Here is a 20,076-nt window from a genome sequence, read left to right on the forward strand (position 1 = left end):
TATAGTCATGAAAAAGTACCTTTACCTGCTTCTAGTCACCTTTGCCTTCACGGCCTGTAAGAAAAACAATTCAACCGAGATTGAGCCTGTTGATTTAAATATTAAAATCAACTATAGCCTGGCAACCAGTACCTATACCCTACCACTCAATATCGCTAAACTGAAAATTACCAATATCGAGACCAGAACAGTGCAGGAGTTTACCGCTAATGATAAGGGGGTTATCCTGATTTCTAAGTTGGCCCCTGGATTTTACGACATTGATGCTTCTGCTAACTTTAGCGCGAACGAGTATTCGACCATTACAGGAACAGTTACGGAAAAAGCAGTCACCTTTAATGCATCTCTAAAAAATAAGCAGATTACAGTAGGTTTCTCTGAAACCATCAACTTGAACCTGATTGCGGGCAGTGTTGGCGACTGGGTGATCAAACAAATCTATTTTGCAGGATCAGATCGTGTAAATGGAGCGCTTTACAGGGATCAATTTATCGAATTTTACAACAATAGTGATAAAACACTTTATGCCGACAGTTTATACTTTGCAGAAACAACCGGATTAATCACTAAAAGCACATCAGGATCATATAATTTGTTGCCGAGCGGGCAATTGGACTGGAGTAAATCACAAAATATGCCTGCTAATATCGACGCCAATAATGATTTTGTATATGCACGTGCTTTTTTAATGATCCCGGGTAACGGAAAACAGCATCCTGTTGAGCCAGGTAAAAGTATTGTAGTTGCCCAAACTGCGATTAACCATAAAAGTCCGTTTACCGGAGCGGATGGAAAAGCGATTACGGTATTAGATCCTGGTTTAACCGTTGATTTAAGCAAAGCTGATTTTGAAGCATATTATGCACCATTTTTGAGTAAACCTTTAGCTTCCGACATCGACAATGCCAGTGTTCCTAATCTCGAAGTACTGTCATACTTCGGTACTGATATGATATTTGATAACCCGGGAAGATATGGGTATGTATTAGTGAAAGTTGATGGTACTCAAAAACCGAAAGACTGGCCACAATACAATTATCCAACCAAGGCTACACCATCATCAACCGCAGGCAAATACTACCAGATACCAGCTAAATGGATTATTGATGCTGTAGAAGTACAACCTAATGAAGCAACTGACCGTATCCCGAAAAAATTTGGAGCAACCCTCGATGCTGGTTTTACCTTTGTACCACTTGGTTCATATACTTCACAATCGGTCATCAGGAAAACCGAAAAAACGATAAATGGCAGGATTATCCTGAAAGACACCAATAACAGCACTGAAGATTTCGACTATTTCAACGTTGCTAATCCGAGAGGATTTAAATAAAAAATTAATTGCTGGTCGGATTCATCAGACCGGCTTTTTAAACCTTCCATGAATAGAAAAATTTTAAAATATTTGTTTTGGTTAGTGCTCCCCTCATCTGCCGTGGCTCAAAATACAGTTACTGACCAAGCGTTTCAGCAGGCATCTGCTACCAATCAATTTTATGCAGATTCGACGAGACAGGAAGCTTTTAAGTTTGCCAAATTGAGCAGTTATTACCTCAGTACGATGATGCCCGAAAGGTTTAGCAAAATCAGCCTTGCCTACCATTTTGATAAAGGCACCTATATTCCTTCACAAGGAGCCACAAAAGTTAATGCTGGTCACTTATCAACCGAAGGTACGGTTAAACTCGGCAGTATTAAATTATTTGGGAGTTTCTCTTATGCGAAAACCCTTGAGGATAGTACACGTTTTGCACATCAAACCAGAAACAATATTTCTTCTCCATATTATTTTGGTTCTCCGGCCTATGTTCATTATGAAAGAAGTGTTTACAGTTTTCAGGCTATGGCCAATAAGAATTTCATAGACGAAAAATTAAATCTGAGTATTGGAACTGATTATAAAGTAGGAGATCATTTCTCAACAAACGATCCGAGGGGATCAATAGGTGAATATCAATTCAATTTGAATGCATCTTTAGGTTATAAATTATCACCTTTTGTTAGATTGGGATTCGGTTATCGACATGGTTATGGTCAGGAGAAGATAACTATCGGTTATAAAAATCCCCGTTACTATGAAAGCTCCACATTTCCGATGTATTATAATCATCTAACAAATGGCTATGGAGAAACTAAACCAATATTAAACGACAGGAGATATAACGACGACCAACAACGCAATGGTTTAGATTTATATTTAGATATTAATGCCGGAAATCTGGGTAACTTTCACCTTTTCGGAAATTATATTGAAGAAAGTCAGCGTTATTTTTTTGCAAATGGATCTGGCTTTACCGATTATTCGAAATATAAGCTCAAAAAAACTGACGTTAAGCTGCTTTGGAATAAAAAACTCTCATACGGCACCATTGGCGCGCAGGTACAATATCAATCAGTTGATGGTGCTGATTATAACCTTGATTTTGGTGCCAACAACTACAAGTATTTATCCAGTAGCCTAGGGGCAAAAGTATTTCTAACTACGCAATCTGCTAAAAGCACCTTTAACCATTTTATAAAATCCAATTATTTTGACGAAGAAAGGATTGATGGCATCAGGGCAAATGATGTTTATTTTAACCGCGTAACGCTGATGGCTGGCTCAAGTAAAAGATGGATTAAAGAAAACAACCGTTATATCGGCATTGGATTTTCTGCAAGCTATCAATTTTCACTGAATGATGAATTTACGGTAGAACCTGCTAATGAAGCTTATTTTACCAGGTACGTTATTTATCACGACTTTTTGTTCAATACTTCATCTGCTGCAGGAGGTGGAATAACAGCAGAATACGGATTTTCACTATTTAAAATGATGCTGTCGAGCATCAAAATAAATACTGTTTATATACAAAAGCTCGACCAAAAAAGCTTAAACAGAACAATCGTTACCGCCCCCGGCAAAGACCGCTTTTCTTCTAACATCAGCTTAAACCTTTATTTTTAAACATGAGTAAAATCTTTACCATTCTTGCCTTAATCATAAGCGGGCTGATCTTGTTTTCTTTTCAATCGGCTAATTTTAACGATGACGATGAATTGAGCATTGATAGTCTGCGGAAAGTTTATTCAAAACCGACCAGCCAGTGGCCAAAGCCAACTTTAGATGCAACTGCGGTTTTTCAGGAACTGGGTGAACTTCTACCTTCACCCGTCGATTTAAAAAACGATTCGGTAAAACATGTGGTGGAGCTGGGTAAAATCCTGTTTTTCGATCCACGTTTATCGGGTTCTAACCAGATTTCTTGCTCGAGCTGCCATGCACCGGATTTACACTGGACAGATGGTCGACAGGTATCCATTGGTCATGATCATTTGGCCAATATCCGCAATGCCCCGTCTTTAGAGAATGTTTGGTTTTACAAACGCCTGTTTTGGGATGGCCGTGCAGGCAGTTTAGAAGAACAGGCCGGAAGCCCGGTGGCAGCACATAACGAGATGCATCAGGATATGAAAGCCCTGTCCAAAAAACTAAGTAAGATAAAGGGTTATCAACCTTATTTTAAATCTGCATTTGGTTCTAAAGAAATTACCAATAAACGTATTTTCGAAAGCCTGGCCACTTTTCAACGCAGCATTGTAAGCCGCAGAACGCCTTTCGACCGTTTTTTAGGGAAAGATAAAAAAGCGTTAACTGATCAGCAACTGGTGGGCTTACACCTGTTCCGCACCAAAGCCCGCTGTATTAACTGCCATAATGGTCCGTTTTTTACCGATAACGAATTCCATAATGATGGTTTGACTTATTATGGCCGTAAATACGAGGATTTAGGCCTGTATAATGTAACGAAGAAACCAGAGGATGTGGGCAAATTTAAAACACCTGGTTTAAGAAATGTAATGAAAACCGCGCCCTGGTTTCACAATGGCCTATTCCCTGATATGGATGGTGTAATGAACATGTATAATGTGGGCATGCCCGTGCAAAGGGTAAAACCAGAACAGGTAAACGATCCGCTTCTGCCTAAAAACGATAAGTTGTTGAAAGGTTTAAAGCTGAGCAGGGCCGAAAAAGACGCTGTTATCGCCTTCCTAGAGGCTTTGTCCTCGCCAACGGTATTGATTAGGGTTGAGCAGCTACCGCGATAGTTAGTTGGGAGTTTACTTTGCGAGTTTGCATTTCTCAGTTGGCGCTCGTTGAACCACTTTAAACAGTGAGCAGATTAATCATCATCTGAGTTGGCTCTTTGGCGTTTGGTAATACCGAGAACAAATAACCAATAAACCAATGACCAATTACCAGTAAACCAATTACCAGTAATCAATGATCAATGACCGATAAACTAATGGCTAATGACCAATGAACTAATGACCAATGACCAGTAAACCAACGACCAATAAACGAACGACCAGTAAACTATTTACATTTTACCCGATTTCAACGCTTCGCCGAAAAAGATAGAAGCATGCTCGTCAAATGCGGCCGGATCTCCGCTGGTATAGAAAGCCCTTTTACCCTCTTTGGACAGTTTTTTTTCGATCTCAGGGTGCCTTCCTAAATAATCGGCCAAACTGTTGGCTACGATATCACCTTGTGCCAAAACGTTGATATAATCGGGAAATACGGCCTTTAGTTTAGGCATCAATAACGGATAGTGTGTGCAGGCCAGCAACACGCAATCTATATCGGCCGATTGTTGCAACAGCTGACCACAGTATTCTTTAATAAAGAAATCTGCTCCTGGTTCTAAATGCTCATTATTTTCGATGAGCGGTACCCACATCGGACAGCTTTGCTGGTACACTTGTATATCAGGAAAAAATTTATTGATTTCCAACAGATATGATTTAGAATTAACCGTCCCTCTGGTACCCATTACTCCCACTTGTTTGGTACTGGTATACTGATCTATTACTTCGGCCGTAGGTCTGATTACGCCGAGTACCCGCCTGTCTGGATACTTAGCAGGTAAATCACGCTGTTGAATCGTTCTAAGTGCTTTGGCTGAAGCGGTATTGCATGCCAGAATCACCAAACGGCAGCCTTTGGCAAAAAGCCATTCTACACATTCTAAAGTATATTTGTAAATGGTATCAAAAGAATGATCGCCATAAGGCGAACGGGCATTATCGCCTAAATAAATATAATTGTAATCGGGTAATTGATCGGCAATGGAGCGGAATACCGTTAAACCTCCGTAACCTGAATCGAAAATACCTATTGGCGATGCCCGCATTGTGTTGAAAGTTAAATGTTGAAACGTTGTAAAGTTAATGGAAAATTGGAATGTTAATTATCAAATTGAAATGTTAAAGCAATCGTCTTCCTGAACTTCCGCCCGGCCGGAAGGATATTTCAGGATCTGCCGTGCTGAAGTTAGCCATCAAAGATGCTGAACTAAATCCTATAGTTATGGGATCAGCATGACGAAATTGGACAAACAAAAAAGCGGAACTAAGTTAAACTTAATTCCGCCTTATATTTTGAACTGATTGGGAGACTTACGACTCCGAACTCAGGACTATTTCTTAGGTGCAGCTGGTTTTGCAGCAGTAGCTGAAATACCCAATTTAGTTTTAACTGCAGCGGTAATATCATCACCACCATCCCAGAATACTAAATTGTTACCACCCTGACCGTTTGCGATATCGAATACGTACGCCAAGCCTTTTTCTTTAGCGATAGCAGAAATTGCATTTGCAACCTTGGCCTGGATAGGCTGAAATAATTCACCCTGTTTGGTACCTATATCTTGTGATGCTTTAGTACGTGCATCAGTAATGCGTTTTTCTAAATCCTGCAATTCCTGACCCGCAGCTTGTAATTCTTTACCTACTGTTTCTTTGTTCGCTTCACTTAAAGTTTTTTGCTTAGCTTCTGCAGCCGACATTTTAGTCTGATATTCTTTGATCATGGCATCAATATCAGCTTGTTTTTGTTTACCTAAAGTTTCTAAAGTAGTTTGAGCTGTTTTAGCCTCAGGTAAATTTGCAAAAACCTCCTCAGAATTAATGTGACCTAATTTTTGTTGTGCACTTGCCATATTCGCTGTAAACAATAACCCCGCTGCTACAAAGAATACGTTAATTAACTTTCTCATCTTTTATTTTACTTTTTTTATTTTTTTCTGTTTGTTTTTCTTCAAAAATCAGGGGCGAATATACTAATTATTTACTGTCCCTGGTTTATAACCTAATTTAACAATTACATCATTACTTACATCGTAACTGCTACTGGCATAAATCATCATTGTGGCTTCGCTGCTCTTGTCGAAAATAAAGTCTAAATATTTAGCTTTTGCAATCTGTTTAATGGCCTCTGCTACTTTATCCTGGATAGGCTTAATTAGTTTCACCCTGCTTTGAAAAAGATCGCCATCTGGTCCAAATTTAGATCGTTGAAATTCTTTAGCTTGTTTTTCTTTTTCTATAATCTCGTTTTCACGTCGTTTTCGCATATCATCGGTTAATAAAACCTGATCGGCCTGGTAAGCCTTATACATCCGGTCAATTTCAGAAAAATTCTGATCGACCTGCTGCTGCCATTGTTTAGACGCGACATTCAACTGATTAAGTGCCGATTTATATTCCGGCAAATGCTTTAAAATATACTCGGTGTCTACGTAAGCAAACTTCTGTGCAAATGCACCAAAAGAGGTACAAAGCAGGAATGCGATAAACAGATACTTTTTCATCATGTTAATGTTTTTTTAAAGGTGATGAAGCTATCATGATTTTATCTTCTTTATTGCCAAGTAGGCAAAATCCTGATGGTTTCATTTGTGTGTGTTAATGATAATTATTTATAACCTAAGCTTTCTTTAAACTCCTATTGCAATGATTTATTGCATAATTAGTTAATTTTTTATTCTTTATCAATTAAAATCCACCTAATTGTTGTGCGATACTGAAAGTAAAGTTTTGTTTACCGCCATCCTGAACACCAGGAATTCTATCAAACGCATGTCCGTAATCGATACCCAACAAACCAAATATTGGCAAGAAAATACGTGCACCAACCCCCACTGATCTTCTCACGTTAAAAGGATTAAAATCACCAAATCTGTTCCAGGTATTACCGGCCTCTGCAAAGGCTAAAACGAATGCTGTTGCCTGCTGGCTCGCAATTACCGGATAGCGGGCCTCTATTACATACTTCGTATAAATAGGGCTACCAGACTGTTGTGCAATTCTTGGATCAGAACCATTCGGTATAACGGCATTATTTGCATAACCACGCATGGCAATCAGCTCAGAGCCCTGTAAGAAATCGAATCCCTGCATACCATCACCCCCCAGTTTGAAACGTTCGAACGCAGATTGGCCAACCGCTTTATTGTACTGCCCAAGGAAACCAAATTGTGCCTGTGCTTTAACTACCAGGTTACCGGCTACCCGTTGGTACCACTGCGAATCGAATTTCCATTTATGGTATTCGGTAAAACGGTATTTCTCCCGATCAGATGCTGTAGCATAGTTTGTTTTATTTAACAATGAAAATGGCGGTGTAGCCTGAACGGTGAAACGTAAAAATGATCCCGATTTAGGGAAGATTGGCGAATCTCTTGAATCGCGGCTGATCTCTTGTGATAAACTCAGGTTGTAAGAAGTACCTGTATTAAACAGGTATCCAGAATAATTATTTAGAATATACTGTTGTAAACTTACCGCGTGAGACAACTGGAAGTAGTTATCAGGCCAGTTTAACCTTCTGCCCAAACTTACGGTTACTCCATTTAAACGAATTTTTTGAAATAGCGGATCGCTGCTGCTGATACCATTAGATTGTAATGAAGTAAAGGCACTCACCCCAAAGCTCACCGGTTTCTCGCCACCAAACCAGGGTTGCGAGAAGGAGAAGCTGTATGACTGATAATATTTACCGTTGGTTTGGCCACGTAAGCTTAATTTCTGTCCATCACCTTTTGGCAATGGTTTATAAGCTTTTAAATTAAATAAGTTACGTAACGAGAAGTTATTAAAAGTTAAACCTAATGTACCGATGATACGGCCACCACCAAAACCACCAGAGAGTTCGATTTGATCTGAAGGTTTTTCTTCTACGGCATATTCAATATCCACAGTTCCATCAGCCGGGTTAGGGCGAGGTGTAGGTACGGTTTTAGATTCATCGAAGTTACCTAATTGACCAATCTCACGAATGGTACGGATTAAATCACTTTTGTTAAACTTCTGCCCCGGTTTAGTACGGATTTCACGTAAAACAACCTTGTCATTGGTAATCGTGTTACCTTTTAAAGTAATGCGGTTGTTGGTGTATTGTGGTCCTTCGTACATCCGTAATTCCACATCAACCGTATCTCCATAGATTCTGGTCTGTACCGGATCGATATTGAAAGTTAAATATCCATTATCGGTATACATGCTGTTGATATCGCCACCGTTTTCACCACCACCATTTAATTTTTTGTTTAATCTTTCTTCGCTAAAAACGTCACCTTTTTCAATGGTCAATACTTTATTTAAAATACTATCCGGATAAATGGCATTACCTGCCCAGGTGATATTACCAAAATAATACTTTTTACCCTCGTAAAGGTCCATTCTGATATTAACTTTCTTAGCGTTATATTGGTAGATGGTATCTTTTAACAATTCCGCATCACGATAACCCTTTTCGTGCATTTTAGCAACCATTTTGATCTTGTTCTCTTCATATTTCTCTTTTGAGAATTTTCCAGAGCCCCAAAAACGCCACCATGCAAATTGTTTAGGGTTTTTCAGGAATTTTCTCAGTTTTGATGATTTGAAATCCTTGTTTCCGGTAAAATCGATGTGCTGTACTTTAACACGGTGGCCCTTGTCGATATAGGCTTCCAAAACCACACTGTTTTCTGCATTCGGATCTTTGCGCGTTTTGTAATCGATCTTGGTGAAGAAAAAGCCTTTATCCAATAAATATTTTTTAACAATGGCAGATGTGGTATTGTACAGGTTATCATTGACGATTTTACCTGTTTTATCATTCAGTTTTTCCTGAATGGCAGTTTTTTCCGATTTGCGCACACCTTTTAAATCAATAGAACTTAAGCGCGGACGCTCTACTACTTCAATTTCAAAATAAACAGAATCCTGTACAAATTTTTCAATGTTAAGTTTAACGTCATCAAACAGGCCCTGTGCCCATAATGTTTTAATTGCATCAGAAGTTGCCTCGCCGGGTAGAACAATTTTATCGCCTTTGGTTAACTTAGATAAGGTGATTAACACTTCTTTATCCAAATATTGGGTTCCTGTTACCGTTGTACCTCCGATAATATACTCTTTTGGACTAAAATAATCGAGATCTAAGCCACCAACCTTTAAAGAAGGAGTTACCTGAGCCTGACCTTGTGGACGTATTTGAGCGAAGGCCGGAACGGCTAAAATGAGTAGGATTAAAACCTGAAATATTCTTTTCATTAAAATTATTTGTTCAGTAATGACCAAAAGGTAACGCTGTTTTATCAAGCAGAATGTTTTACGTTGTTCCCTTATTATGGTTTCATTTATCGTATAAAAGTGGTGCTAAGTTAGTTTAAACGCTTGTTAAAAAGTGTTAAAAGAAAAATTAGTTTAACTGTTCACTAATTTTACCAAATCGGCGTTCGCGTTTCTGATAGTCTACAATCGCCTCGAAAAGATTTTCACGTCTGAAATCCGGCCATAAAACATCAGTAAAATAAAACTCGGTATAAGCCATCTGCCAAAGCAGATAATTGCTAATCCGGTGTTCGCCACTGGTCCTGATCATCAGTTCAGGATCGGGCATATTTACGGTTGTAAGTTTAGACGAAAACAGGTCTTCATTGATATCATCCAAAGAAATGACATTATCTTTTACGGCTGACGCAATATTTTTGGCGGCTTCCAAAATCTCCCATTTCGCACTATAACTTAATGCCAGTGTTAAAGTACACTTTTTGTTATGAGCTGTTTTCTCCATCGCTTCTCTTAAATCATCAATACACTCCTGGGGCAAAGAGGCAATATTGCCAATGGCGTTCAGCTTAACATTATTTTTATTAAGCGTTTCAGTTTCCTTATTAATAGTTGAAATCAGAATCTGCATTAAAGCATCCACCTCTTCTTTGGGCCTGTTCCAGTTTTCGGTAGAAAAAGCATACAAGGTAAGGTATTCAATACCCACTTCCACACAGCCCTCTACAATATCCTTTACAGAAAGTACACCCTGTTCATGTCCAAAAACCCGCACTTTGCCCTGGCCTTTAGCCCATCTTCCATTACCATCCATGATTACGGCAATGTGCTTTGGCAGGCGGCTATAGTCTATTTGTTCTTTAAATCCCATTAATTATATCAAAATCAGCTTAAAAGGAATAGCATTTTGAGGATACAAAGGTAAAAGATATGCCAATACTAACAAATAGATAAGTATCCCTTTTTCTGAAATCGCCTCTTTGGGTTCCCGGCACTCCGATCCGGTTAGCAGAAGGATCAGATAAATTAACCCAGTTTTCTCCACTTCTAACGAAAGCAGGATTGGTTGGATAGCGGCCGCTTACATCGTCAATATAATCGGTAAAGGGTGTTCTATACCCCAGTTCTGTAAAAACGCTCCAGGTATCTTTGTAATTATACCGTAACCCCAAGCCGTAAGGAATAGTTAATACCGCATTTGTATAGCCATTTTCCTGGCCTTCGGTAGCTAACCGGTCTAACCGGTATTTTTCACCGTAAACATCCACGGTCGGCTTAAATACAAGGAAACCTAGGCCTGTAAAAAGATATGGTGTAAATTGACGTGTACCGCCACCGAGATTAAAATTGAAGAAATTAAAATCTATCAGCCCGCTAAACTCATTTAATGCCGTTTTAAAACGCAGATTTCTTTGTCGAAACTGTTCATTATCAGAATCGGCATCATCTGCCCTGATCTGCCCATAAGTATAATTTAAACGGATGCCGACATATTGGTTAAAATTCCGCTTTACATAAGCACCTCCGGAAAAACCACTGATCTGCAAGGGGTTGTTTTGATTAAGATCGCCCAGGTAACCCGCGCCACCAGCCATTATTCCAACTTCCCAGGAGGGGTCGCCCACCACTGTACGCTGTGCATAAATTAGCTGCACACTAAAAATGAGAAAGGATATAATGAATAGCTGTTTGCTTGGGGCCATACTTAATAGTTACGGGTGTCGATACCCCACAATAATTTATTTCTTAACGTGTTTAAGTAAGTTTCATTATTAAGCCGAATAAGATTTAAGCAAAAATCTGCCTTTTTTATGCTAATTTTTACAGAACGCTCTACGGTAACGGTACGGCTGTCGCATGAAACCAAAAACTTTGATTCTCTGGCTTCTACCTCAAAAGAGAGCTTATTGCTATCGGGCACAACTACCGGCCGAACATTTAAGTTGTGTGGCGCAATAGGTGTAATGACAAAGTTTTTGGAATCCGGATAAATAATTGGTCCACCGCAACTTAATGAGTATGCTGTAGAGCCTGTTGGGGTAGCAATGATTAATCCATCAGCCCAATAAGAGTTGATAAATTCATTATTCATGGAGGCATGGATAATCATCATAGCGGAGTTATCACGGCGGTGGATGGTAATATCGTTTAAGGCAAAGTTCTCTTCACCAAATAAACCATTATCTGATTCTAACCTTAAAAGCGACCTTGAATCTAAGGTATATTCTTTATTGATCAGCGCATGTAGTGCCGACCCGATTTCGTTTTTATTGATACTGGCCAGAAAGCCCAGGCGGCCAAAGTTGATCCCGATTACAGGTATGCCCGAATTGCGGATCAACGATAATGTATCGAGCAAAGTACCATCTCCGCCTAAGCTTAACAATACGTCTGCACGTTCCTTTAGTTCAGTATGGTTATGAAAAACAATGGTATTGGCAGGCAGTTTTATCTTGCCGTGTAGCGATGTTTTAAATTTAGCATATAAAACAGGCTGAATATGATGTTCGGCTAAATGATTAAAAACCTCCTGTACATAGGGCAAAACCGTATCATTAAAATCCCTGCCGTAAATTGCAATCCTCATAAAGTAGGTTTATACATTTAAATAGTTCATGAATGAATCGTAACGCTCCTGCGATCCATCATCAATCTGGGTGTTATTGTATACCTCTTTAACCAGGTAATCATATCTTTCGAAAGCGGCTACCAATGAAGTAATTTCTGTTTTATTTACTTTGAGCGTTACCTCTAACCGGGTAGAATCTTCGAAAGAATTTACATAAGAAGAAAGTACCTGCGTATTATCGGCTTCAACAATCTGTGCAATATGTGCCAAAGAATTATCCCGGTTACTGATTTCCAAAACGATAATCCCTCCGGCTTCGTTTACCGCATACTGTTCGGCCATGGCATTTACCATACTACCGATAGGGATAACACCGGCATAGTTTTTATGCTGATCCAAAACTGGAACGGCTGTTAAATTCAACTGGTTGAACAACCTGAGGACATCATAAGCATGGGCATTACCAAAAACAAATACATGAAGTATGTTTATGGCACTATTGCTTAAAAGTGTATCATGATCAGGAATATTCAATAAATCATCTTCAGCTACCAAACCCAATAAAGTTACCTCGTTAACTACCGGTAAATGCTTTAGTTTAAAATCGTTCATACGATCTAAAGCCTTCTGTACCGTGTCATCGGTTCTTAATGATGGAATTGCATCTGATATGATTTCTGCAGCAAACATTTACTTTAACAATATTCTATCTAAAAACTTCTCTAAAAACGCATTAAATATTTCCGGGTGTTCCATCATAGGCGCATGCCCACATTTATCAACCCAGTTTAATTCGGAGTTGGGTAACAATTCGTGGAATTCTTCTGCCACTTCCGGCGGTGTAACCTTATCGTTTTTGCCCCATATCAGTGAAACAGGTATGGTAATTTTTGAAAGGTCTTTGGCCATGTTATGGCGTATTGCCGATTTTGCCATGGTTAAAATCCGAATAACTCTTGATCTATCGTTAACTGTTTTAAAAACATCATCAACCAGTTCTTTGGTTGCCGTTGCCGGATCGTAGAAAGTAAATTCTACTTTTTCCTTAATATAATCGTAACTCTCTCTGCGAGGGAAAGAACCTCCAAAGGCATTTTCATATAAGCCAGAACTCCCTGTAAGCACCAGTGCCTTAACAAATTCCTGATGAGCAACTGTAAATACCAAGCCTACGTGGCCGCCAAGCGAATTACCTATGAGCACTACCTGGCTTAAATTTTTATATTTTAAAAAGCGGTGAAGATATCTCGACAATGCTTTTACGCCCAACGTTAAAATAGGCAGATCGTAAATTGGTAAAATTGGAATAATTACCCTGTAGCGATCTTTAAACTGCTCTATAACCTGTTCCCAATTGCTCAGCTCGCCCATTAGGCCATGTAGCAATACCAGTGTTTCGCCTGTTCCAGCTTCAATGTATTTAAATCCGTCTTCTTCTATTATCGGGTAAGTCATATCTATTTTAGATGGTATTGTTGCACTAAGTTAGTAGAGTAAAATTAAATTTATGCATTTATAAGGCATTTTTCTGAAATAAAATCGAAAACGGTATAAAAACCCCTTTTGCAAAGCGCAAAGCGGTAAGCGGTCAGCGATTGTTAACCTTCTTGCTTAAGTCTTTATGCCCTCTACCTCAATTAAGCCAGTTTTTCTTTAACTATCTCTGCAATTAATTTACCATCAGCTTTACCAACCAGCGCTTTGTTCGCCTGCCCCATTACTTTCCCCATATCTTTAACCGAGGTAATACCAGATTGTTTGATGATATCATCGATAATTGCAGCAATCTCCTCCCTGCTCAACTGTTTTGGCAAAAATCGGCTGATCACCTCAATTTCTTCCTCTTCTACCTGTGCGAGGTCTTCGCGGTTCTGCTGCTTGTAAATATCTGCAGATTCACGGCGTTGTTTAATCAGTTTTTGAAGAATCCTCAATTCATCTTCTTCCTTTAGTTCTGTAGATGGCCCTTTTTCCGTTACGGCCAAAAGCCAGGCCGCTTTTATCGCTCTTAAACCCCTTAACGTTACTTGATCTTTAGCCAACATGGCTGTTTTCATTTCCTGATTTAGCGTATCTGATATCATTCTTAATAGTGATTAATGGGTTAACTGTTTAAATCGGTTAACTGTTGAGATTGTTAATTGTTGAATTGTTAATTGTTGAATTATTAATTGTTTAACTGAAAATTTCAAATTGCCAACTGAAAACTTTAAACCCTGTTTACGATCGTTGCGGTAGCCTGCGCGGTTGGCATAATCAGCATATCATTTATGTTAACGTGTTTTGGCCGGCTCACCACATACCAAATGGCATCTGCAATATCATCGGCAATTAGCGGCTCCAGGTTTTCATACACCTTTTTCGCCCGGTCTTCATCACCTTTAAAGCGCACTACTGAAAATTCGGTTTCTACCATGCCTGGATTAATTTCGGTAACCTTTATGCCATAGGGCAGTAAATCGATACGCATACCTTTACTCAAAGCATCTACAGCATGTTTACTGGCACAATATACATTTCCATTTGGATAAACTTCTTTCCCCGCAATAGAACCAATATTGATAATATGTCCTGATTGATTAGGGATCATCCAGTTGGAAACAATTTTGGTTACATAAAGCAACCCTTTCACATTGGTATCAATCATAGTGTCCCAATCGTTGGTATCGCCTTTATCAATGGGATCTAAACCCTGACTCAGGCCTGCATTGTTAATCAGCACATCAACCTTTTTCCAGGCGGCCGGCAAAGCTTCCAAAGCAGCGGTAAGACTTTCGTTATGCCGAACATCTGCTAAAACCTGTTGAATGTTAACGGCATATTTATCTGCTAAATGATGAGCAATTTTAGCCAAACGATCTCCTCTTCGGGCCAATAACACCAGGTTGTAACCTTGCTGAGCAAATGTATGCGCACAAGCTTCGCCAATACCAGAAGTTGCACCTGTAATTAATGCGATTTTAGACATTTTTATGAATTTTAAGTCCCGGTAAAGCTTTTAAGAACCATCTTTGATTTACCTGTACCAACAAAGGTAAGTTTTTTTGGATTGCAGGACTATTGAAAAATCAAACTGAATGTTAATTGACGTAATTTCAACTTATCTATTGGATTGGCATAAACGGTATTATCGTGCTGCAGCAAATCATTGGCCGAATAAGAAAGTTTTATTTCGGGCGACATCTTAAAATACTCAAAGTAAATATCGAAACCAATACCTGTTTCATAAGACAGGTAATTCCTTTTGTTTTTTAAAAACTTGTTTACAGCTGTTTCTCCTTCATCGAAGGTTTTCTTTTTAGAAGCGATATCTATCGAATATTTGGCACCACCTAACCAGTATACCCTGAAATTATTTATTCGGTTCGATTTTACCTTTATCCCTAATGGAAACTCGAACATGGTGGCCTGTACTTTTCTTTCTACCACCGTTTGGAAGTTTTTGGTTTGCCCGTTACCAACATCAATCGGAGCCATAGGCTCATACTCATAGGTAACTACCCTATCGCTAAAAATAAGCGAGGGGGTTGCCCTGATGTCGAAGTTATCAGAAATCATCCTATTCATCACAAAGCCCAATCCAAAACCCTGAGATGGCGGGCTGGAAATAGCATTTAAAGTGGAAGTAACCGGAATACCCGAATTCGGATCATATGATGGATCCAAAGAATTGGAAACTTCATAAAAAGGCGATCGCCAGTTTGGCTTTTTAAGGATTTTGTATTCTGCAGAGATATACTGAAAATTAAAACCAAAACTCCAGTCTTCATCATCGATCCCGCCACCCCAGTTTTGTGCAAAGGTGGTTGTAGAAACCATAAAAAGTGAAAGGATGAGGCTTAATTTTCTGATCATTTGGTTCCTACATATATCGAACTTATTCCAAACGTTAAAATTCTTTGTTTGGTACTTTTAAACCCAACTTTTTCCATCAGATTGGTAAAATCTTCCCCATCTGGAAAAGCCGCTACCGATTCTGGCAGATAGCTATAAGCTCTATGATCTTTCGAGAAGAGCTTTCCAAAAAAAGGTGTTACCTGTTTAAAGTAAAAACTATACAATTGTTTTACCGGGAAAACCTTTGGTTTTGAAAATTCCAAAATGACCATTTTTCCATTGGGTTTTAATACCCGGTACATATCGGCTAATCCCTTTTCGAGATTTTCGAAGTTACGCACCCCATAGGCGCAGGTGATGGCATCAAAAGTATTATCTTCGAAATGCAGCCCCTCAGAATCACCTACCTGCACGGTAAACACTTCATTTAAAGTACGTTCATTAATTTTTTTCCTCGCCACTTCCAGCATGCCTTCAGAAATATCAACACCAATTACCTTTTCAGGGTGGAGTTTTTTAATGGCCTCAAAAGCAAAATCGCCAGTTCCTGTAGCTACATCCAGTAAAGTTCTTGGCTGGATAGAAACCAGTTCTTTAATGGCTTTTTTGCGCCATAATACATCAATCCCTAAAGAGAGAAAATGGTTTAAAAAATCGTAAGTACCAGAAATGTTGTTAAACATGGTTGCAACCTGCTCTTTTTTAGTTGCATCTTCTACTTGGTATGGGGTAATATTCTGATTCATGATATGGAGCAAAGATAGATAAAAGAGTTTGCAGTTGGGAGTTTAGAGTTTGCAGTTTAGCGATTCCTGTAAACTTTACGAATTGCTGACGACGGCAGATTTTCAACTCCGAACGCCCAACTCCCAACTCAAAACTAATTCATACCTTTGTGCCATGATTATCAAAACGGCAACATTTGTTTGCAGCAACACACAGATTTCAGCATTACCGGCCCCGCTTATGCCTGAATATGCATTTATTGGCCGCTCTAATGTGGGAAAATCCTCACTGATCAATATGCTCGTTAATCAACATGGATTGGCCAAAACTTCTCAACGTCCGGGGAAAACACAGCTGATTAACCATTTTTTAATTAACGAAGCCTGGTATATTGTGGATTTACCGGGTTATGGTTATGCAAAGGTTTCTAAAACCAGCAGAGAGAAATGGGAGAAATTTATCCGTGCCTATATTACCAAGAGAGAAAGTTTGCAGTGTGTTTTTGTTTTGATAGACAGCCGGTTAGAACCCCAGGGAATCGATATTGAATTTTGTTATTGGTTAGGCGAAAAACAGATCCCGTTTTCGTTGATTTTTACCAAAGCAGATAAACAGGGAATGAACACGACCCAAAAAAATGTAGCGGCGTTTAAGAAAAAGCTGGGCGAATTTTTCGAGGAGATTCCGGCAACCTTTATCACTTCTGCCGAAAAAGGAACCGGAAAAGATGAAGTTTTAAATTTCATTTATGAGGTGAATAAAGATTTCGTCGTTCCAACAGACTATAAAAAATTTTAACACTTGCCAGTCTGCAGTTCACAATTTTCAGTTTAAACTCTAAAATCTGTGTAATCAAATCATCGGTGTAATCATCTTTAAAAAATGAAAAAATACTTTTCACTCGTATTATTCGCTCACTCTGTTTTTGCGCTTCCATTTGCCATGATTGGTTTCTTTTTGGGCGTAACTACAACAGAAAATCCATTTTCATGGTATAAACTTATTTTAGTTTTGCTCTGCATGGTTTTTGCCAGAAACTCTGCCATGGCTTTTAACCGCTACCTCGACCGGAATATTGATGCAAAAAACCCCAGAACCAAAATGCGCGATATTCCTGCAGGAAAAGTTTCGGCTCATGAGGCACTTACTTTTGTAATCATCAACTGCCTGCTATTTGCCGTTACCACGTATTTTATTAACCCGCTTTGTTTCTATCTATCTCCCGTGGCTTTATTTGTGGTTTTATTTTATAGCTATACCAAACGTTTCACCGCATTGTGCCACCTGGTTTTAGGCCTGGGCCTTGCCCTGGCTCCTATCGGTGCTTACATTGCCGTAACCGGACATTTTGCGCTGGTGCCTGTACTTTACGCTCTCACCGTATTATTCTGGGTAAGTGGATTTGATATTATATACGCCCTGCAGGACGAAGAATTTGATCGCGAAGAAAAATTACACTCCATTCCATCGGCTCTTGGCATTAAAAATGCTTTGAATGTTTCTGTGCTATTGCATATACTTTCCGCAACCTGTGTAATTTTGCCCGTGTTTTTTACCTCCTTTAGCTGGGTTTATTACGTAGGGATCGTGTTTTTCTGTTCAATGCTGGTTTATCAGCATTTACTGGTAAAACCAAACGACATTAGCAAGGTTAACAGGGCATTTCAAACCTTAAATGGTTATGCATCGGTAGTATTTGCGATATGCTTTTTAATAGATGCCTATTTGAGACACAAATAAAATTAATGACTATGATCACTAAGAAACCTAGAACATATATCCCCCAAGAACTAAATATTACCTGGGAAAATTTAGTACCCCTTTTTACCGAACTGCAAAACCGCGAAATAAACAGCGCAGCTGAATTGGAACAATGGTTAAAAGACCGTTCGGAGCTGGAGGCTGCTTTGGAAGAAGACTTTGCCTGGAGATACATCAGAATGAGCTGTGATACCGCAAATGAAGAATTGGTTAAAAACTTTCAATATTTTGCGACGGAAATTGAGCCAAAAATTTCTCCATTAGCAAATGAATTGAACAAAAAGTTTGTCGAAAGTCCGTTTATGGATCATTTAGACAAGGAGAAATATTTCGTATACAGTCGCGCTATTAAAAAAGCCTTAGAACTTTACCGCGACGAAAACATCGAACTTTTTACTGAGCTTCAGGTAAAACAACAGAGGTACCAAAGTATTACCGGCGCCATGAGCGTGGAGCTAAACGGCCAGGAATATACTTTGGAGCAAGCTTCGATTTTTATTAAAGATTTAAACCGCGAAGTGCGCGAACAGGCTTGGAAAACGATCCAACAACGCCGTTTGGTTGATAAAGATGATTTAAATATTTTATTTGATGAACTGATCAGCCTCCGCAATCAGGTTGCCTTAAACGCGGGTTTTGAAAACTATCGCGATTATATGTTTCAAGCTTTGGGACGTTTCGACTATACCCCACAGGACTGTTATGATTTTGCCAATGCGATTGAAAAGGAAATTGTTCCTATTTTAAAGGAACAGGCTGAGAAACGCCGCGAAGCGTTGGCTTTAGAAACGCTAAAGCCCTGGGACCTGGAAGTAAGCGTAAGTGGTAAACCAGCCTTAAAACCGTTTAGCAACGGCGAAGAGCTGATTGATAAAAGTATTGCCTGTTTTAATGCCATTGATGAAAAATTGGGTTCGAAACTGGCTACTATGAAAGCAAACAATCTTTTTGATGTAGAAAGCAGAAAAGGTAAAGCGCCGGGCGGTTATAATTACCCGCTGGCTGAAACAGGGGCGCCATTCATCTTCATGAATTCGGCCAATTCTCTACGTGATTTAACAACCATGGTTCACGAAGGTGGACATGCCATCCATACTTTTTTAACCGCTAATTTAGAACTTAACGATTTTAAGCATTGCCCATCTGAAGTAGCCGAACTGGCTTCGATGAGTATGGAATTAATTTCAATGGATAAGTGGGATGTTTATTTTGACAATGAAGAAGATTTAAAGCGTGCAAAAAAAGAACAGCTGGCTGACGTTTTGAAAACATTGCCGTGGGTTGCTGTAATTGATCAGTTTCAACATTGGATTTACACCAACCCTAACCATACAGCAGCCGACCGTGAAGAAACATTCAAACAGATTTACAGTCGCTTCGGTGCAGGTTTTGCCGATTGGACAGATTTAGAGCAACAATTTGGAAATGTATGGCAAAAACAGCTGCACTTATTCGAAGTTCCATTTTATTATATCGAATACGCCATTGCCCAGCTAGGTGCTATTGCAGTTTGGAAAAATTATAAGGAAAATCCGGAAAAAGCACTAGAACAGTATTTGGCGGCACTTGCACTGGGCTATACCAAACCCATAAACGAGATATACGAAACCGCAGGAATTAAATTTGATTTCAGTGCCGAATATGTAGAAGAACTGGCGGGTTTCGTAAAATCGGAACTGGAGAAGCTTGGGTAAGGAACGGTAAAAGTTAAAGGTGGAATGCCGAAAAGCTCGTCTCCTATGGCGAATAACAGCATCCGTGGTATTTTAACCACGGATTTTTTGTTTTTATGAACCACAGAT

Annotated in this window: 19 protein-coding genes; 6 read left to right on the forward strand and 13 right to left on the reverse strand. The window is 39.2% G+C overall.

Translation table 11 applies throughout. The annotated features are described in order from the left end of the window. Window positions 1-7 precede the first annotated feature (7 nt). The 3 genes from ACK1I8_RS13020 to ACK1I8_RS13030 are packed head-to-tail and all read left to right on the forward strand — an operon-like array spanning window position 8 to window position 4,089. Window positions 8-1,333, forward strand: coding sequence for a DUF4876 domain-containing protein (locus ACK1I8_RS13020; protein WP_412465804.1), 1,326 nt, complete (start codon window positions 8-10; stop codon window positions 1,331-1,333). 48 nt (window positions 1,334-1,381) lie between these two features. Beyond that, window positions 1,382-2,947, forward strand: coding sequence for a DUF6850 family outer membrane beta-barrel protein (locus ACK1I8_RS13025; protein WP_412465805.1), 1,566 nt, complete (start codon window positions 1,382-1,384; stop codon window positions 2,945-2,947). Between the two features lie 2 nt (window positions 2,948-2,949). Further along, the gene (locus tag ACK1I8_RS13030) at window positions 2,950-4,089 is read left to right on the forward strand and encodes a cytochrome-c peroxidase (protein ID WP_412465806.1); all 1,140 of its coding nucleotides are present in this window, start codon (window positions 2,950-2,952) and stop codon (window positions 4,087-4,089) included. Window positions 4,090-4,361: 272 nt separating this feature from the next. Here ACK1I8_RS13030 and murI read toward each other — a convergent pair whose 3' ends face one another. The 13 genes from murI to ubiE all read right to left on the reverse strand — a co-directional run bounded on the left by murI (window position 4,362) and on the right by ubiE (window position 16,533). Then, window positions 4,362-5,177 (reverse strand): glutamate racemase, encoded by an 816-nt coding sequence (gene murI / locus ACK1I8_RS13035; RefSeq protein ID WP_412465807.1) that lies wholly within the window; start codon window positions 5,175-5,177, stop codon window positions 4,362-4,364. Window positions 5,178-5,462: 285 nt separating this feature from the next. Beyond that, on the reverse strand, window positions 5,463-6,041 hold the full coding sequence (locus ACK1I8_RS13040; protein WP_378937321.1) for an OmpH family outer membrane protein: 579 nt from the start codon (window positions 6,039-6,041) through the stop codon (window positions 5,463-5,465). A gap of 63 nt (window positions 6,042-6,104) precedes the next feature. Continuing rightward, window positions 6,105-6,635 carry an OmpH family outer membrane protein gene (locus tag ACK1I8_RS13045; protein WP_412469373.1) on the reverse strand — a complete coding sequence of 177 codons (531 nt, stop codon included), beginning with the start codon at window positions 6,633-6,635 and terminating at the stop codon, window positions 6,105-6,107. A gap of 184 nt (window positions 6,636-6,819) precedes the next feature. Beyond that, window positions 6,820-9,363 (reverse strand): outer membrane protein assembly factor BamA, encoded by a 2,544-nt coding sequence (bamA, locus tag ACK1I8_RS13050; protein WP_412465808.1) that lies wholly within the window; start codon window positions 9,361-9,363, stop codon window positions 6,820-6,822. A 148-nt stretch (window positions 9,364-9,511) separates the two neighbouring features. After that, a complete protein-coding gene (locus ACK1I8_RS13055; protein ID WP_412465809.1) occupies window positions 9,512-10,252 on the reverse strand; it encodes an isoprenyl transferase in 741 nt (246 codons plus the stop codon). Between the two features lie 19 nt (window positions 10,253-10,271). Continuing rightward, entirely contained in the window at window positions 10,272-11,084 is an 813-nt protein-coding gene (locus tag ACK1I8_RS13060) for a DUF6089 family protein (RefSeq protein WP_412465810.1), read from the reverse strand. A 2-nt stretch (window positions 11,085-11,086) separates the two neighbouring features. Further along, entirely contained in the window at window positions 11,087-11,968 is an 882-nt protein-coding gene (locus ACK1I8_RS13065; RefSeq protein ID WP_412465811.1) for an NAD kinase, read from the reverse strand. Between the two features lie 9 nt (window positions 11,969-11,977). Next, window positions 11,978-12,640 (reverse strand): CBS domain-containing protein, encoded by a 663-nt coding sequence (locus ACK1I8_RS13070; protein WP_412465812.1) that lies wholly within the window; start codon window positions 12,638-12,640, stop codon window positions 11,978-11,980. Then, window positions 12,641-13,405, reverse strand: coding sequence for an alpha/beta fold hydrolase (locus ACK1I8_RS13075; protein ID WP_412465813.1), 765 nt, complete (start codon window positions 13,403-13,405; stop codon window positions 12,641-12,643). It lies immediately after the preceding gene. Between the two features lie 182 nt (window positions 13,406-13,587). Continuing rightward, window positions 13,588-14,034, reverse strand: coding sequence for a GatB/YqeY domain-containing protein (locus ACK1I8_RS13080; protein ID WP_412465814.1), 447 nt, complete (start codon window positions 14,032-14,034; stop codon window positions 13,588-13,590). Between the two features lie 125 nt (window positions 14,035-14,159). Beyond that, window positions 14,160-14,918 carry an SDR family NAD(P)-dependent oxidoreductase gene (locus tag ACK1I8_RS13085; RefSeq protein WP_412465815.1) on the reverse strand — a complete coding sequence of 253 codons (759 nt, stop codon included), beginning with the start codon at window positions 14,916-14,918 and terminating at the stop codon, window positions 14,160-14,162. 89 nt (window positions 14,919-15,007) lie between these two features. After that, complete coding sequence (locus ACK1I8_RS13090; RefSeq protein WP_412465816.1) at window positions 15,008-15,805, reverse strand: outer membrane beta-barrel protein; 798 nt, start codon at window positions 15,803-15,805, stop codon at window positions 15,008-15,010. Next, window positions 15,802-16,533, reverse strand: a complete 732-nt coding sequence (ubiE, locus tag ACK1I8_RS13095; RefSeq protein ID WP_412465817.1) for a bifunctional demethylmenaquinone methyltransferase/2-methoxy-6-polyprenyl-1,4-benzoquinol methylase UbiE — start codon at window positions 16,531-16,533, stop codon at window positions 15,802-15,804. Before ubiE ends, ACK1I8_RS13090 begins: the two co-directional genes overlap by 4 nt. Window positions 16,534-16,687: 154 nt before the next feature. On the opposite strand from ubiE, the gene yihA reads away from it, so the two are divergent. The 3 genes from yihA (at window position 16,688) to ACK1I8_RS13110 (ending at window position 19,968) form a co-directional block, all read left to right on the forward strand. Further along, window positions 16,688-17,311 carry a ribosome biogenesis GTP-binding protein YihA/YsxC gene (gene yihA / locus ACK1I8_RS13100; RefSeq protein ID WP_412465818.1) on the forward strand — a complete coding sequence of 208 codons (624 nt, stop codon included), beginning with the start codon at window positions 16,688-16,690 and terminating at the stop codon, window positions 17,309-17,311. A gap of 84 nt (window positions 17,312-17,395) precedes the next feature. Further along, entirely contained in the window at window positions 17,396-18,253 is an 858-nt protein-coding gene (locus ACK1I8_RS13105; protein ID WP_412465819.1) for a UbiA-like polyprenyltransferase, read from the forward strand. Window positions 18,254-18,264: 11 nt separating this feature from the next. Next, window positions 18,265-19,968: a M3 family oligoendopeptidase gene (locus tag ACK1I8_RS13110; protein WP_412465820.1), complete on the forward strand. Its 1,704-nt coding sequence runs from the start codon at window positions 18,265-18,267 to the stop codon at window positions 19,966-19,968. Window positions 19,969-20,076 lie beyond the last annotated feature (108 nt).

The sequence above is a fragment of the Pedobacter sp. KLB.chiD genome, from assembly GCF_047040275.1.
In the GTDB taxonomy this organism is placed as follows: Bacteria; Bacteroidota; Bacteroidia; order Sphingobacteriales; family Sphingobacteriaceae; genus Pedobacter.